Consider the following 16,141-nt stretch of genomic DNA (forward strand, 5'->3'; position numbering starts at 1 on the left):
GGACACAGCCTTATTTTCCGATCGATTCGACGACCGCGCGCCAGATCTGGTCCTTGAATTCAGTCGCGGCGGGGCTGGGAATTTGCGCGACGGCGCCATGGTTCTTGTCGCAGGCCTCGACCAGCCGCAGCACCCAGATCTCGCCGTCGGTGTAGTAGAGGTCGCCGCCGCCATTGCGGCCGTTGAAGGTCGGACCGATGCCGGTGACCTGATATTTCGCAGTGACCATGCCGGCGGATTCGAGGTCGGTGGCGAGCAGTGCACGTTCGGCGTCCAGATCGGGCGCGATATGATGGGTCACCGCGCCGGTGTAATGGCTGACGCCAACGCTGCGGTCGAGCGTCGCGGCGCCGAGCCATACCGGGCGCTTCTCCTGACCTTGGTCGAGCACGCGCCAGAACCGGACATGGTTGCGGCGATCGGCGCTCGATCCGACCGGCCGCTCGAAGGCGAGGTCCTCGCGCCGATCGAGATAGAACAGGTTGCTCACCGGCGCATCCTTGTAGGGACGATCGAGCAGCACGCTGCCGACGATCTCGATCGAGGATTTCAGCGTCACCGGATCGGCCGGAAACCAGCCGGCCTCGTGCATGGCGCAGATCACGTCCCTGGTGTCGCCGATTAATCCGACATTCATCGGATCGCCGGGAATGCCTTGCGCGGTGCGCGTCACCATCGGCAGATGGGCGAGGCCCTTCTGATGTTCGTAGTGCGTCCACAGCGCCGGCAGCAGCAGATAGGCCGCGATCAGATAGGTGACAAGCACGAACAGCAGCAGCATCTGCGCTTGCCGGAGGCGGCTGCGCCGGCGTGCGGGAGACGGATCGATCTCAACATCGGTCACGGCGTGCTCCTCACCTCTGGCGCCTGCGGGGGAGGTCGGATTGCGTCGGAGATGCAATCCGGGTGGGGGCTATCTCCGCATTATGACACGTGGTGAGACCCCCACCCCAACCCTCCCCTGCAAGCGGGAGAGGGAGCGCATCGCCGATGCGGCTGAACGTCAAGCTCATTCGATCAGTGCTAACGCCGCGTCTCGCGACAGCCGGCGGCCTCGGCTTCCTCGACCGAGCAGAACCAGCGCGTGCCTTTTGAGATCTTCATCTCGATCTTGGCGTACCAGCGGCTGGTCGGCTGATGAAAGATGCATTCGCCGGAGCGGTTGACGTTGCCCTTGATGGTGCAGTCGGGCGAGGGCGCTACCGGCCCGGAGGCGGAGGCGAGCAGGATCGCGTTGGCGCCTTCGGGCGGCTTCACTGCGCCGAGCACGGTGGTCTTCTTGTTGCGCACGCGCCAGTCCCACGGCGCGATGAATGCGCCCTGCCACATCCCGGCCTTGGCCTCGCGCGCCGCTTTCTCGTCCGCCTCGTAGTCATGCGAGACGCGGGTGTAGGCCAGCGCCCAGCCGTTCGCAACCATCCACTTCTGGATGTCCTCGCCGTCGACCTCGCAGCGCGCGACGGTGCGGCCGCGGCGATCGACCGAGCGGGCGTGGCAGCTCCAGCTCTTGTTGCCGGCATGCTTGATCAGCTCGTCGCGCGCGGCGACGCCGCAGGTCCAGCGCTCCCCCTTGGTGTTGAGGCAGAGCTGGTCGGTCGACGGCGCGTCGATGCCGCCGAGCCGGATCTTGACGCTGCCGATCATGAGCTGGTCGCCGTCGCGGATCTTCGGCACGCCGGTGATGTCGGCGGCGACAGCCAGCGTCGGCAGCGACAGCAGCAGGCCAGCAGTGAGCAGCGTCTTCAGCATCGGCGTTCCCGGAAAGGTTCTTGTCGTTCAGAGGCTTTGGCGTTCAGTGCCCAGCGATTGTGCGGGCAATTGGGCAACCGTGCCAGTGCTGTCGTGTTTCCGCCAGTGTCAACTTCGCGTCATTCCTCCCGGAACGCGCCGTTCATCTGAGGATGTCCTGTAGCCCGGATGGAGCGAAGCGTAATCCGGGAGACTTCATCCGCGAGACGAGCAGCCCCCGGATTTCGCGGAGCCTGTCATCGGGCGCGCATCCGCGCGACCCGTTGGCTCCATCCGGGCTACGAAACGCCCATCATTCGCTTCCTCGCCAGCGCCAGGGCCATCAGCACGAATGCCGATGTCACTTCGGGCCCGCCGACCAGGATGCGCGTCGGCGTCTTCATCTTGTTCCATTCATAGGCTCTGTAGGGGCCCTTGCGGCCGCCCTCGCCGAGGCCCTGCACGATGCAGTGCAGCGCCGGCGTGAAGCTCGAGACCTCGGCGTTAAGATGCGCCAGCGCCATCAACGCCAGCGCGGCGTCGAACGGGTTCATCTCATGGGCGATCAGCTCGCTTTGGACGTAGCCGAGCACGCGGGCGCGGATCAGCGCGAAGATATTGCCGGGATCGATGATGCGCTGCGCCGCCAGCGGCAGCGCGATGAAGGCGGCATAGCAGCGGCCGAAATAGGCCGAATAGAGCTCCGGCAGATAATAGATATGCGAGCGCGGATTCCTGAACGCGCCGCTCTCGACCAGATTCTTCTGGAAAGCGATGATGCGATGCACCGTCTCCAGCCGCTGCGGCGTCTCGATGATCTGCCAGCGGGCGAGATTGCGGAACGAGACCTCGAGGATGTCGAGGTTCAGCGTCGGATCGAGGTCGTTGCCATAGGGCCGCTCGCCCTTGAGGTTGTCGATCCAGGTCACGACGCCGCCCTCGTAATCGATGTTGTCGTTGAGCGGCACGGTGACAACAGGCTCGTTGGCGCCTGATCGCACCTGGTAGCCGCGGTAGAAATCGAGCAGCGGCTGCTTGAGGATCGGATCGTCGGAGCCGGCTTGGGTGGCGGCCGAGAACGCGCACGCCGTGGTGTCGCAGTCGGGCACATAGATGCCGAAACCGAGGTCCTGCTTGATCTGGGCGAAGAACCGCGAGAAGCGCGGATGCCGCCCCGGCGCCAGCGCGGTGATGACCTTCACCGTGGAGCCGTCATGCGACGGCACGTCCTCGGCGCTGGTCTTGAGGCAGAAGTCGACCATGTCGGCGATCGCGCGACGCGCCGCGCCGGCCTCATCCGGTGACGCCAGCCCGGTCTCGACAAAGCCGAGCAGCGCCTCGGTGAAGAACGCGTCGTAATAGCCCGAGCGGTGGCGGATCTGCACCGGCTCCCACATCGGCTCGGCGATGCCGCGCCATGGCGGGTTGATCAGCGCGCGCGCCGGCGAATGCGCGATGAAGATCCGCGCCAGGCCGAACAGCAGGGTCGAGTTCTTGTAGCCGCGCGCGTTGAGCCCGGTCAGCGCCATCAGCATCTCGCGCCCGCCCAGATCGGGATCGCCGATCAAATTGAAGGCGGCATAGGTCGGGATGAAGCCGTTCCTGCGGAATGACCCGAGTAGATGCGCGCCGGTTCTGCGGATCACGCGGTCGATCTCGGCGATCGCCGGCAGGCGGCCCGGCGCGCCGGCGGGCGGCGGGGCGGGGTGACGCACGCCGATGCCGTCCATCAGCTCAGCGACGGGAGCGCCGATCGCGGCCCAGTCCGGCGCCTCGGCATCGCGCGCCTGGGTCAATGCGGCGCGCAGGCCGGCAAGGCGGTCGGGGTCTTTCAGCGCGGGCAGGCCGGTGCGGCGGAGCAGCGCGCGCAGCGGCGGATTGCCGAGCGCGGTCCGGTAGAACTTTCCGAGATGGGCATCGCCGCCACGATAGGCCTGCAAGACGGGGTCGCAGACGTCGTACAGCGACGGGCCGTCCTTCTTGGCGGTCAGCGACCGGCACACGGCCCCGGCGATCTCGTGAAGGCTCATGAATCCCTTTCTCGAGGAACCGGTTAACGCCGCCGCCCCGACGGTGTTTCCCCCGGTCCTCCCCCCAAACTCGCAAGCCTTTGGAAAGCTACATGAATTGGTACAAAACACAAATGTGACCGAGATCACGTAACGGGATCTTAACGGCGTCAATGCCCTGTGCCGGGCGGCAGCATGCAGCAAACCGGGTTGCCCCGGCCGGCCGTCCGGGTTAAGGGAGTGTTTGTTGCGGCGCCGCAAATTGAGATCAATCGACGGCACACACGGCTCAACCCCATTAAACCTGACGGCCACTGACGCGTTGACCCGGCGCGATTTCGTTCGAGCGTATTCGGGACAAGGATTGGGACTAGGAACGCTATGAACCTTAGGCAGCTTCAGATTTCCCGTCGCACCATCGCCGTCTGCGTGGCGGTGGCCGGCACGGTGTCGCTGGCGATCGGTGCCCATGCCGCGCTCAACAAGCGCACCCTCGATGTCGCCAGGGACGGCGACAAGGCCGCGACCAGCGAGCTGACCGGCGGCATTCCGACCGGCACCTCCCGCCTCGCGCTGATCATCGGCAACGGCCATTACCCGGACGCCGCCGCGCCGCTGGCCCAGCCGATCAACGATGCCCGCACTTTGTCGTCGGCGCTGCGCCGCGAAGGCTTTGACGTCGACGTGGTCGAGGATGCGACCAAGGACGACATGTTCCGCGCGGTCGAGCGCATGAAGGCCAAGATCCGCCCCGACACCGTCGTGATGCTGTTCTTCGGCGGCTACGGCGTGCAGGTGGGCCGCGAGAGCTACATGATCCCGGTCGATGCCACGATCTGGAAGGAAGCCGATGTGAAGCGCACCGGCGTCAGCGTCGAGTCCGTGCTCGATGCGATGAAGGAGCGCGGCGCCAAGGCCAAGCTGGTGGTGCTCGATGCCTCGCGCCGCAATCCCTATGAGCGCCGCTTCCGCGCCTTCTCGCACGGCCTCGCGCCGATCAGCCCGCCGGAGAACACCATCGTTCTCAGCTCGGCGACGCCGGGCAAGGTCGCCGATGACTCCAAGAGCGCCAACAGCGTGCTGGTCTCCGAGCTGATCCAAAACCTCAACGCCCAGGCCGGCGCCGAGACCGCCTTCAACAAGACCCGCGTCGCGATCTCCCGCGCCAGCGAAGGCGAGCAAGTGCCGAGCGTGTCCTCCTCGCTGCTGGAAGATATCAAGCTCGGCGGCTGAGCCGGGCTCTGTCGTGCGCGGGCTCGGCCGGCGCGTTCATTTCCAATCATGGCGTGGAGAGAACCCCTCTCCCCAACCCTCCCCCGCAAGGGGGGAGGGAGCCTGACACGCGTGCTCACCTCACGCCGCATGACGGCGTGTTGTTTGCACCGCTCATGTGAGGAAGCCACCGGCGGATGGGTTCCCTCCCCCCTTGCGGGGGAGGGTTAGGGAGAGGGGTGCCGCTTGCTCCGCTGCTGGACGCATCGCGAACTATCGCTGCTTCCACCGCACCCGATCACCCCGGCTATTTCGCCTCCGCGCTCGCCCCCACCGGCCGCACCGGATCGCCCTCGCGCAGCAGCGCGCCGGCGCGGGCGACGACGATGTCGCCTTCCTGAATGCCGTCGCGGATCTCGACCTGTCCCGCCGACATCAACCCGGTCTCGACCCGCCGCGTCTCGACGCGGCCGCCGCGCACCACCTGCACCACGGTGCCGGCGGTGGAATAGAGGATCGCGGTCAGCGGCACCGCGACGCCGCAGCTCTGCCCGGTCTTGATCTGCGCCCGCCCGCTCGAATTCACCAGCAGCCGCCTGTTGCCGCCGATCGCCACGAACACCTGGCCGAGCTGGCTGTTCGGCTCGATGGTCGGCGCGATCCGCCGCACCTTGCCATCGACATTCCCGGCGCCGATGATTTTCAGCTGCGCGGTCTGCTCGGCCTTCAGCTTGGCGATGTCGCGGGTCGGCACCATGCCGACCAGGTCGTATTCGCTTCGAGTGATGATCGAGAACAGCGCGTCCTTGCCGGAGGCCGGGCTGCCGACGATCGCCGATGACGCCGAGATCGTGCCCGCCACCGGCGCCGTGAGGTTGCTGGTATTGGTGCCGTCGGTCAGCTTCGCCAGCACCTGGCCCGCGGTGACGGTGTCGCCGGGATCGGCATTCACCTCCGCCACCTTCAAGCCGAAACGATCCGGCCGGATCTGCTGCTCGTCGCGCGGCAGCACGATGCCGGACACCTCGACGATATTGCCGAAGCAGAATTTCGACGCCTTCAGCACGGTGACGGCCGCGCCCTTCGGCACGGCGTCGGGCTCATCAGCGGCAGACGCGGGAGAAGCCGCGAGCAGAAGCAGTAGAGCGGCTGCGCAGGATGGGTAGAGCGCAGCGAAACCCATCAACTGCCTAAGACGAAAAGTCATCGATCATTCCCAAGATCAGGGCCTCCTGAATACCAGATGCGGCCGCGCCGAGCCAGCCGACTGCGCCGCGTCGGCCGGCCTCGGCGAACGGAAAATCGGGGCGATGCCTTGCGATATACACGTGCGATCGGTATTCGCTTTTACAGAAAAAACCTTGACATCTCCCCCAACTCAGCTGTAGAACTTCCCCCATCCCGCCCGGCAAGAGGGGCGTATCGCGATCGTCACGAACGTGCGGCGGGATGCGGTGGACGCTGGCGGCGCGAACGACGACGCGCGCTGGTCGGCGGACGGCGAAGTCGTGCAGACCTGACGCCCTAGCGGTAGGTGTCTTTTCCGATTGCGCAATGCGCGTTGCGAAGACGGTGACAAACAAGCCAAGTCTCACCGGGGCGAGCACGTATAAGCCGTAAACCATTGCGCAGGGAAGGCCGGATGTTTCCGGTTACACCTGTGGTCCTTCCTCCCGTGCTTTTTGTTGCACGGGACCCGCGGGTGCGATCGGCGCCCGGCCTTCCCTGCGCCCTCCGATTTCGATGAGGGTGGTTGATCGCATGACTCGGGCGCGGTGGCGTCGCGAGGATGCGGGGGTGTATCCCTTCCTCGGCTGTTTGATAGTTGAATCAGGACCACGGCTTCCAATCCGTCACCCTGAGGAGGCCGCGTAGCGGCCGTCTCGAAGGGTCGACGGCCCGGCTGCGGCTGCATCGGGGCCGTGCATCCTTCGAGACGGCGCTTCGCGCCTCCTCAGGATGACGGGACTTATGTGGGTGCCCGGGACGACGTTGGGAAAGAGCTTCGCTTACTCCGCCGCCGCGGCTTCCGCGCTCGGCTCGCCCTTCCAGCGCAAGATCTCCGCCGCCAAAATCGGGTGGTTGAATCCCTTCAACACGAGGTCGTCGATGGCGCGGCCTTCGACGTAAGGCTCGACCATGCCGTAGACGCGGCGGCTGACCACGATCTGGCCGGCCTTGGCCTCGCCGCACAGGCGGGAGGCGAGGTTGGTGACGCTGCCGATCGCGGCATATTCCAGCCGCTGCTCGAAGCCGACCTGGCCGAGCGTGGCGTAGCCGAGCGCAATGCCGATGCCGAAGCCGAGGCTGTGCCCGCGGTTGCGCCACTTCTCGGTCAAGGGGCCGACCGTGTCGCGCATCTCCACCGCCATCTTCACGGCGCGCGCGGTGTGGTCGGCCAGCTGGATCGGCGCGTTGAACAGGATCATCACGCCGTCGCCGGCATATTTGTCGAGCGTGCCTTCGTATTTGAAGATCAATTGGCCGAGCGCTGCGTGATATTCGCGCAGCACGTTCATCGCCTCCTCGGGCTCGGTCGCCTCGGTGAAGGCGGTGAAGCCGCGCAGGTCGCAGAACACGACGGTGACCTCGCGGCGGTGGCTGTCGAGCAGGCCCTCGGGATTGTCCGACGAGGCGATCAGCTGCGCCACCTGCGGCGCCAGGAAGCGCTCGAGCCTGCGGACGCGCTCGAGCTCGCCGAGCTGGGTCTCGACCCGCTGCTCCAGCGATTTGTTCCAGTCCTTGAGCTGCTCGGTCTGCTCGCGCAGCTTGTCGGCCTGCTCGCGCACGGTGGCATTGGCCTCTTCGAGGTCGCGGGTGCGCTCTTTCACCTTGCCTTCGAGGTTGGAGTAGGTCTCGGCGAGCTGCGAGGCCATGCTGTTGAATTGACCGGCGAGCTCCTCCAGCTCGTCCGCGGTGTTCACCTCGATGCGATGACCGAAATCGCCGGCCCCCAGCCGCCGCGCGCCGGTGCGGAGCGCCGTGATCGGCACCAGCATGCGCCGCGCCAAAATCGTGCCGGCGATGATTGCGACCACGAGGCCGAGCGCGATCAGCAGCGCGATGCGCACCAGCTGGTCGCGGATCGGAGAGAGCGCCTGCGCGGTCGGCTGCTCGTAGAACACGTGCCAGCCGAGGTCGGGCGCTGCGGTCGCGGTCGTCAGCACCGCGTTGCCGTCGACATCCTTGCCGGAGGCGATCGGCCTGCCATTGCGCGACAGCACGGCTGCGACCTGCGGCAGCGCGGCGAGGTCCTTGCCGACCTCCGGGCCCTTCGACGAGCTCGCGAGCACGCGGCCCTTGGCGTCGACGACATAGGCGTAGGCGAGACGGCCTACCTGGGAGTCGCCGAAATAGTCATTGAGGAAGCGCAGGTCGATCTCGGCCACGGTGACGCCGGCATTGAAGCCGGAATGCTGCTCGCCGATCGACATGAAGGGCCGCCCGTCGCGGAAATACGCCGGCGCATAGGCGGTGCCGCGGCTGACCGTCTCGATGAAGCGGAGGTCGCGGGAGAGATCGGTGTTGGAGTTCACCGTGACGGTCTGGCGCGACAGCCGCAGCAGCTCCCGGCCCTGGCTGCTGATCAAGGTGAGCTGGCTCACCGCCGGCACCTGGCCGAGCAGCTGGGCATAGTCGGCGCGGCGCAGCTCGATGGTGTTGGAGGAGGCGCGGGTCACCCAGGAAATCTGGCGCTCGAGGTCGGAGATCGCCTGCTCGATGCGCTTGGCGGCGGCGTCCGCCTTCTCGCTCATCGCATCAGTCAGCGCGCTCTTGATGCCGCGATAGCTGATCCAGGTCTCGAGCGCGCCGTTGACCGCGAGCACGAACACGACGAGGCCGACCAGCGCGAGGACGTATTTGGCGAACAGGCCGCCGCGCAGGAACCAGTTCTTGCCGTTGTCCGCAGCCCCGTTCATCCCGCCTCGCCCGTCCCCTCCGATCCGTCGGGTGCGCCACCGCCTTCGGCGCTGTTTAGCACGGATCGGAACGCCGGAGCGGGGCCTTGGGCCGCATGGTTAGCCGCGGATGATGGCGGGGGATATCCGGGACTATCAGCGGTTGAACAGCTGACGCAGCACGTCCTTCATCGCCGGATTGTCGTGCTGCTCGGCGGTGTCGCCGGGCGGCGGGGACGGCGGCGGGGCCTGATCGGCGGCCGGCGGCGCCTCCGCCTCGGGCCTGGCCAGGCTGCGGCTCGGACGCGAGGCGTTGCCCTGGTTGAGGGTGGAGAGGCCCTGCTGCAGCAGGTTCCCGATGGCGTCGCCGAGCTGTCCGCCGAGCGGGTTGCTCTGGCCGCCGCCTGGTGGCTGGCCGGTGCCGGTGCCACCGCCGCCCTGCGCGCCGTTGAGCAGGTTGGTGAGCCCGTTGAGCCCCTGGCTCAGGCCCTGTTGGCTCAGACCCTGGCCGTTGGCGCCGAACAGGCCCTTGCCCATCTCCTTGAGCTTGGCATAGGCGGCCTCGGGGTTGTCGAGGATGCCCTGCATCTCCGGATAGATCCGCGGCGAGACCCACGGGCCCTCGAGCATCACAGGGATGCCGAGGCCGACCGGATTGCCGGCGCGGCCCTGGCCCTCGGTGGTCATCACGAGCTGTGGCTCGACGCGGAATCCGATCTGGCGGGTGTTGAGGTCGATGGTGCCGACCCCGGTCATCTTCACCAGCGGGCCGATCAGATTGAGATCGGTGGTGACGGCCTGGCCCTTGTCGATCTTGAACGAGGCCGAGAGCTGGCTGAGATCGGTCGACAATTCCTCACCCTGCTGCCAGCCCGACAGCGGGCTGGTGGTGAGGTTGCGGATCATCTGCGCGACGTTGAGGCCGAGGATCTTGCCGTCCTGGAACACGACGAAGGCGGTGCCGCCGAGATTGCCGATGATGGCGCGCTCGCTCGTGCCCTGCGAGGTCAGCGCGAGCTTCGCCTGCATCTTGCCGTCGAGCCTGTCGAATTCGGCGAGGCTCTTCAGCACCGGCAGCGCGCGCACGCCGGCGAGATCGAGCCGCAGCGCGTAGGTTGGGGTCGCAGTCCGCGCGTCGATCGCGACATCGCCATTGGCGGTGCCCTCATAGGCGCCGAGATTGCTGAGCCTGCCCTTCAGCACGCCGCTGTCGACCGACGCATCGATCGCCGCCTGGGTGAAACGGCCGTCGCCGATCACGAGCTCCGGCGTCGAGATACGCGCCTGCGCGTCGACATAGTTGAGCCCGCCGAGGTCGATCGACGCGTTGCTCCAGCTGTTGGTGCCCAATGGCTGCGCCGCGTCGGGCTGGCGCGGCGGCAGCGCCACCGTCAGGCGCTGGAAGTCGAGATCGAGCTTCACCAGCGGCTTGTTGCTGGCGAAATCGACCGAGGCCCAGCCGGTGAAGCCGCCATCGCCGAGCGTGCCGGATACGCCGTTGAACATCACAACCGTGCCGTTCAGGCGCAGCTCCGCGTGGGCCTTGATCGCCGCGGGCAACAGGCTGGGCGCATCGATGTTGAACTCGGCCGGCACGCTCTGGCGTTCCAGCGGCGCTTGCGGCGCGGTCGCGCGGAGCTCGAACTTCAGCGGCTTGTCGCTCGCGCGGGCGTTCCCGGTAACGATGATCTTGCGATCGTCGCCGATGGTCGCATCGGCGTTGAGCGCCTCGATCCGGCTCTCGACGCGGTCGCGCACATTGGAGAACACGACCGTGCCGCCGGTGACGCCGACGTGCCGGATCGTGATGCCGCCATTGTCGGACGCAGACGACTTCGCCGGCGGATGATGGTCGCGGGTGCGCTCGCGCTGCAGCGGCAGGTTGACCACCGGCTTCTCGATCGCGAGGTCGGTGATCTCAGGACGGCCCGACCACAGGCTCGACAGCGTCATCTCGGCGTCGACACGGGCGGCCGCGAACCGGTTGCTGGCCTCGCGGCCCCGCGGGTCCTGCAACACGAGGTCGTTCAGCGTCAGATTGACCGTCGGCCAGAGCGCAACCTTGGCGCCGCCATTGATGGTGAGCTGGTAGCCGGTCTCCCGCTCGACCCGCTCGGTGATCGCAGATGTCACGAAAGACGCCGGGATCCCGACCGCGGCGACCAGCGCGAGGATCACGACCACGGCCGCAACGGCAGCCCCGGCAAGTCTCAGTGCTCTCATGTCGATATTCCAGGCCGGGCAGACAGGGTTCCGCCGCGCCACGACGCGGCAATAGAACGAGATTATCCCGCAAACGGGACTTCGCTCCAACGCCGGGAAAAATAATCCGTTACCAGCATGAACTTATGTGACCTCAAACACACTCTTATGAGGGTGATTTTGCTAACCGGGCAGCGGGGACTGCTCGGATTGATTTTGGAAGGCAGTACAATGAACAAACAGGCCGAATTTGCGGTCATTCTGAAAATGAACCCGATGTTCGCCGATCTCGGTGCGGACGAGTTGCAGCGGCTTTCGGGCCTTTGCCACACCCAGCAGCTCGCGACCGGCGAGGTGCTGTTCCAGAAAGGCGATCCCGGCGACGCCCTGTTTGGGGTCCGCCGCGGCCAGATGCGGATCGAAACCGGGGCCTCCGACGGCAGCCGGCTCACGCTCAACTTCATGGGATCCGGCGACCTGTTCGGCGAGGTCGCGGTGCTCGACGGTCAGGATCGCACTGCGGACGCGACCGCGGGCGAGCCGACCGAATTGTTCGTGCTGCGGCGGGAGGATTTCCTGGGGTTCCTCGAGCGCGAGCCGAAGGTCGCGGTCAGGCTGATCGAATTGCTATGCCAGCGCATCCGCTGGCAGAGCGAGCGGATGGAAGAATCCGTGCTGCAGCCGTTGCCGGTCCGTCTCGCACGCCGGCTGTGCGCGCTGGCCGAGGATTTCGGTTCCGAGGTGCACATCTCGCAGGAGCAGCTCGGCATCTTCGTCGGCGCCGCGCGCGAAAGCGTCAACCGGCAGCTGCAGACCTGGCGCAGGGACGGCATTGTCGACCTGCAGCGCGGCCGGATCATGCTGCACAACATGACCAAGCTGACGGCGGTCGCACGCAACGATTAGAAAAGTTTTCGAGCGAAGCGAACAATTGGTTCGCGCAAGGAACGCGACAACGAGCAGCCAGGCGGAACGCACGCAATGCGCGCGAGAGTTCGATTCGCTCGCGCGCGTTGCCTGCGAATGTTGACGCACTCCTGCCTAAAAGAGTTGCTTGCATGACGAGGCCGCTATCGCTTTCATTGCGGTGCCGGTCCTTGGGGTGACACCCAGCCTTGCTGGCCTCACGCCATCCACCTGCAAACCCCTGCGGTCTTTCCCGTTGACCGCAGGGGTTTTGCGTTCCGCACTGAGCCTTGCGGCCGCGGCCAATGCGCGCTCCCTGCCAGCCGGCATTTTCGGCGCCGACGTGGTATAGACGGGCGACAAACGGGAGTTCGCAATGAGCAGCCAGAACGCGGGCGGCAAGCCGCCGGTCAAGTCGCAGGAGGATCTTCGTGGGCATTTCGGGCAGGTCAGCCCGCTCGCGGAGAAGAAGGTGCTCCATCATCTCGGCAAGTTCTGCCGCGACTTCATCGCGCTGTCGCCGTTCCTCATCATTGCGTCCAGCGACGGCAACGGCCATGCCGACGCCAGTCCGCGCGGCGATGCGCCGGGCTTCGTCTCGGTGCTCGACGACAAGACGCTGCTGATCCCGGACCGCCGCGGCAACAACCGGGTTGACACGTTCGGCAACATCATCGCCTCGCCCGGGATCGGGTTAATCTTCATGGTGCCCGGCATCAACGAGACGCTGCGCGTCAACGGGCGGGCGGAGATTTCGCAGGAACCGGACCTCCTGACGCCGCTGACGGTGCAGAACGTCACCCCGGTTATCGGCCTCAAGGTGCATGTTGACGAGACCTACTTCCATTGCGGCAAGGCGCTGATGCGCTCAAAGCTCTGGAATCCCGCTGCCCAGGTCGAGCGCAGCAGTTTCCCGACGCTCGGCCGGATCATCGCCGAGCAGACCGCCGCGATCGAGGTCGAGGTCGCCGAGAAGGCGATGGAAGAGGCCTATCGCACGCGGCTGTATTAGCCGCGCTGCGAACTCGAGCTCACTCCGCAGCGGGCGAGATCATGCTTGGCGGGCCGCCCTGCCGCTTGCTCTCGTCCGACTTCGGCTCGCTCGGGGTCAGCTCGTGATCGGCATGCGAGACCACGAGCCGCTTGCCGAAGCGCCAGATCAGGCCGCCGATGTCGTCCATCACCATGAACATCGCCGGCACGAACACCAGCGACAGCACGGTCGAGAAGATCAGCCCGCCGATCACCGCGAGCGCCATCGGCGAGCGGAATTCGCCGCCGGCGCCGAACGCCAGCGCTGACGGCATCATGCCGGCGGCCATCGCGATCGTGGTCATCACGATCGGTCGGGCGCGCTTCATGCCGGCGTCGATCATCGCGTCCTCGCGCGCCTTGCCGTCGCGGATCGCCTCGACCGCGAATTCCACCAGCATGATGGCGTTCTTGGTGACGATACCCATCAGCATCAGGATGCCGATCCACACCGGCGTGGTGAGCTGCTTGCCGGTCAAGAGCAGCGCACCGATCGCGCCGCCGATCGAAAGCGGCAGCGAGAACAGGATGGTGATCGGCTGCAGGAAGGTGCCGAACAGCAGCACCAGCACGGCATAGACCATCATCAGGCCGGCGGTGATCGCGGTGGCGAAGCCGTCGGACAGCTCCGCGAGGCTCTCGGCGTCGCCGGACGGGCTGACCTTGACGCCCTTCGGCAGGCTCTTCATGACCGGCAGGTCGTAGATCAGCTTGGTGGCGTCGCCGAGCGCGGCATTGCCGACGAGGTCGGCGGCGACGGTCGCCTGCCGCTCGCGGTCGTAGCGGTTGATGCTGGTCGGGCCCTGGTCGAGCTGGATGTCGGCGACGACGGACAGCGGCACGCCGCCGCGTTCGCCACGCTGGCCGAGCGGCACCCGCAGTTGCTCCAGCATCTGCAAATCGCTGCGTGCATTGTCCTCGAGCTGGACGCGGATCGGGACCTGGCGTTCGCCGGCGTCGAACTTGGCCAGCGCCGGGCCGACATCGCCGATGGTGGCGACGCGGATGGTCTGCGACAGGCTTTCGGTCGAGACGCCGAGCCGGGCCGCGAGCTCGGCGCGTGGACGGATGCGCAGCTCGGGCCGGTCGAGCGCGGTTTCCGAGATCACGTTGGCGATGATCGAGATCCGCTTCATCTGCGTCGCCAGCTCGCTGGCGACGTTGTTGACGATATTGCTGTCGGTGCCGGTGACGACCAGCGAGATCGCCCGCAGGCCGTTCTCGTCGAGGAACCAGAACCTGATGTCGGGGACGTTATCGAGCTCCTTGCCGATCGACAGCTCGAGCTCGCGCTGAGTGATCCTGCGGTCCGCCTTCGGCGTGTAGTTGATGATCAGCGCGGCGCGCCGCACTTCCTGGATGCCCGGCGGCACCCGGCCGCCGTCGACGAACACGCTGCGTACTTCGGGCCGCTTGCGCAGCCGCGCCACGATCTCCTCGGTGACCTTCTCGGTGTAGGCGAGCTGCGAGCCGGGCGGCAGCTCCATCGCGAGCAGCGAGCGCGCGGTGTCCTGCGCCGGCAGGAAGCCCTGCGGCAGCAGCGTGATGCTCCAGATCGACGCCGCGAATACCGCAAAGCCGAGCAGCACCGTGATGTAATGGTGCCTCACCGACCAGGTGACCAGGCTGTGATAGCTGCGCAGGATGCGGCCGGGCGGCGGATCGTCGTGGTCATGGTGCTTGAGGAAATAGGCGGCCAGCATCGGCGTCACGAAGCGCGCCGCGAGCAGCGAGAAGAACACCTGCACCGACACGGTGATGCCGAACTGCTTGAAGAACTGCCCGGCAATGCCGGACATGAAGCTTGCCGGCGCGAAAATCGCGATGATGGTGAGCGAGATCGCGATCACCGCGAGGCCGATCTCGTCGGCCGCTTCAAGGGCAGCACGATAAGGCGTCTTGCCCATCCGCATGTGGCGAACGATGTTCTCGATCTCGACGATGGCGTCGTCGACCAGGATGCCGGTCGACAGCGTGATGGCGAGGAACGAGACCAGGTTGAGCGAGAAGCCGAGCAGGTCCATCGCCCAGAATGCCGGGAAGATCGACAGCGGCAGCGAGACCGCGGCGATGATCGTGGCCCTGATGTCGCGCAGGAACAATAGCACGATGATGACGGCGAGGATCGCGCCCTCGAACAAGGTCGAGATCGCGGCCTCGTAATTGCCCTTGGTGAACTCGACCGAGGTGTCGATCAGCTTGAGGTCGACGTCGGGATAGGCAACCTTCAGCGCGTCGATGCGCTTCTGCACCGCAGCCGCGACCACGACGTCGCTGGCGCCCTTGGAACGCTTGATGCCGAGCGCCACCACAGGCTCGCCGTTGAAGCGGGCGAAGGTGCGGCGGTCGGCGATGGTGTCGGTGACGGTGCCGAGGTCGTCGAGCCGGATCTCGCCGCCGCCGAACAGCGGGATCATGGTGCCGGCGAGCTCGTTCAGCGTCTTGGCGCCGGCCAGCGTCCGGATCGCCTGGTCGTTCTTGCCGATCTCGGCGCGGCCGCCGGCGACGTCGACATTGGTGCCGCGCAGGATCTGGCTGACATTGACCGCGGTGAGCCCCACCGCCTGCAATTTGTCGGGATCGAGCGAGACCAGGATCTCGCGCTCGACACCGCCGATGCGCTCGACCTGGGCGACGCCGCGCACGCCCTGCAGCGCGCGCTTGACCACGTCGTCGACGAAATATGAGAGCTGCTCCGGCGTCTTGCCGGGCGAGATCGCCGCATAGGTCACGATCGGCAGGCCGATCACGTCGACGCGCTGGATCAGCGGCTCGGTGACGTTCTGCGGCAGGTTGGCGCGTACCCGCGTCACGGCGTCCTTGACGTCGTTGAGCGCGCGGTCGGTGTTGGTCTCCAGCGCGAACTGGATCGTGGTCACCGACAGGCCGTCGGTGATCGAGGAGGAGATGTGGCGCACGCCCTCGACGCCGGAGACGCCGTCCTCGATGGTCTTGGTGACCTGCGATTCAAGTTCCGAGGGTGCTGCGCCGAACTGTGAGACCGCGACCGAGATCACCGGAATGTCGGCGCTCGGCAGTCGCGTCACCGCGAGCTTGGTGAAGGAGACCCAGCCCAGCACGAGCAGGATGATCGAGAAGACGATCGAGGGAAGCGGGTTCCGGATCGACCATGCCGAGATGTTCAAAGCCATT

The 16,141-nt window shown here is 66.4% G+C and carries 10 protein-coding genes; 3 read left to right on the forward strand and 7 right to left on the reverse strand.

Going from position 1 to position 16,141, the window contains the following annotated elements:
• Positions 1-10 precede the first annotated feature (10 nt).
• From ACVIW0_RS01085 to ACVIW0_RS01095, 3 genes are all read right to left on the reverse strand, one after another.
• On the reverse strand, positions 11-844 hold the full coding sequence (locus ACVIW0_RS01085; protein WP_461350631.1) for an LssY C-terminal domain-containing protein: 834 nt from the start codon (positions 842-844) through the stop codon (positions 11-13).
• A 179-nt stretch (positions 845-1,023) separates the two neighbouring features.
• Entirely contained in the window at positions 1,024-1,749 is a 726-nt protein-coding gene (locus ACVIW0_RS01090; RefSeq protein WP_461350632.1) for a thermonuclease family protein, read from the reverse strand.
• A gap of 278 nt (positions 1,750-2,027) precedes the next feature.
• Entirely contained in the window at positions 2,028-3,758 is a 1,731-nt protein-coding gene (locus ACVIW0_RS01095) for a hypothetical protein (protein WP_461350633.1), read from the reverse strand.
• Between the two features lie 360 nt (positions 3,759-4,118).
• On the opposite strand from ACVIW0_RS01095, the gene ACVIW0_RS01100 reads away from it, so the two are divergent.
• Positions 4,119-4,970 carry a caspase family protein gene (locus ACVIW0_RS01100; protein WP_461350634.1) on the forward strand — a complete coding sequence of 284 codons (852 nt, stop codon included), beginning with the start codon at positions 4,119-4,121 and terminating at the stop codon, positions 4,968-4,970.
• Positions 4,971-5,256: 286 nt separating this feature from the next.
• Here ACVIW0_RS01100 and ACVIW0_RS01105 read toward each other — a convergent pair whose 3' ends face one another.
• From ACVIW0_RS01105 to ACVIW0_RS01115, 3 genes are all read right to left on the reverse strand, one after another.
• Positions 5,257-6,156: an efflux RND transporter periplasmic adaptor subunit gene (locus ACVIW0_RS01105; RefSeq protein WP_461350635.1), complete on the reverse strand. Its 900-nt coding sequence runs from the start codon at positions 6,154-6,156 to the stop codon at positions 5,257-5,259.
• 802 nt (positions 6,157-6,958) lie between these two features.
• Positions 6,959-8,869, reverse strand: coding sequence for an adenylate/guanylate cyclase domain-containing protein (locus ACVIW0_RS01110; RefSeq protein ID WP_461350636.1), 1,911 nt, complete (start codon positions 8,867-8,869; stop codon positions 6,959-6,961).
• Positions 8,870-9,004: 135 nt separating this feature from the next.
• On the reverse strand, positions 9,005-11,071 hold the full coding sequence (locus ACVIW0_RS01115; protein ID WP_461350637.1) for an AsmA family protein: 2,067 nt from the start codon (positions 11,069-11,071) through the stop codon (positions 9,005-9,007).
• A 210-nt stretch (positions 11,072-11,281) separates the two neighbouring features.
• Here ACVIW0_RS01115 and ACVIW0_RS01120 point away from each other — a divergent pair, with 210 nt between their 5' ends.
• A complete protein-coding gene (locus tag ACVIW0_RS01120; RefSeq protein ID WP_461350638.1) occupies positions 11,282-11,956 on the forward strand; it encodes a Crp/Fnr family transcriptional regulator in 675 nt (224 codons plus the stop codon).
• A gap of 376 nt (positions 11,957-12,332) precedes the next feature.
• Entirely contained in the window at positions 12,333-12,968 is a 636-nt protein-coding gene (locus ACVIW0_RS01125; RefSeq protein WP_461350639.1) for a pyridoxamine 5'-phosphate oxidase family protein, read from the forward strand.
• Positions 12,969-12,987: 19 nt separating this feature from the next.
• Here the strand turns inward: ACVIW0_RS01125 and ACVIW0_RS01130 are convergent, their stop codons facing one another.
• Positions 12,988-16,140 (reverse strand): efflux RND transporter permease subunit, encoded by a 3,153-nt coding sequence (locus ACVIW0_RS01130; protein WP_461350640.1) that lies wholly within the window; start codon positions 16,138-16,140, stop codon positions 12,988-12,990.
• Position 16,141 lies beyond the last annotated feature (1 nt).

The organism is Bradyrhizobium sp. USDA 4454 (genome assembly GCF_054822705.1).

Excerpts from the sequence above, each read along its gene's own strand:
- ACVIW0_RS01095 (WP_461350633.1), bottom strand. The coding sequence starts at position 3,758 with ATGAGCCTTCACGAGATCGCCGGGGCCGTGTGCCGGTCGCTGACCGCC.
- ACVIW0_RS01120 (WP_461350638.1), top strand. The coding sequence starts at position 11,282 with ATGAACAAACAGGCCGAATTTGCGGTCATTCTGAAAATGAACCCGATG.
- ACVIW0_RS01115 (WP_461350637.1), bottom strand. The coding sequence starts at position 11,071 with ATGAGAGCACTGAGACTTGCCGGGGCTGCCGTTGCGGCCGTGGTCGTG.
- ACVIW0_RS01125 (WP_461350639.1), top strand. The coding sequence starts at position 12,333 with ATGAGCAGCCAGAACGCGGGCGGCAAGCCGCCGGTCAAGTCGCAGGAG.
- ACVIW0_RS01090 (WP_461350632.1), bottom strand. The coding sequence starts at position 1,749 with ATGCTGAAGACGCTGCTCACTGCTGGCCTGCTGCTGTCGCTGCCGACG.
- ACVIW0_RS01105 (WP_461350635.1), bottom strand. The coding sequence starts at position 6,156 with ATGACTTTTCGTCTTAGGCAGTTGATGGGTTTCGCTGCGCTCTACCCA.
- ACVIW0_RS01110 (WP_461350636.1), bottom strand. The coding sequence starts at position 8,869 with ATGAACGGGGCTGCGGACAACGGCAAGAACTGGTTCCTGCGCGGCGGC.
- ACVIW0_RS01130 (WP_461350640.1), bottom strand. The coding sequence starts at position 16,140 with ATGGCTTTGAACATCTCGGCATGGTCGATCCGGAACCCGCTTCCCTCG.
- ACVIW0_RS01100 (WP_461350634.1), top strand. The coding sequence starts at position 4,119 with ATGAACCTTAGGCAGCTTCAGATTTCCCGTCGCACCATCGCCGTCTGC.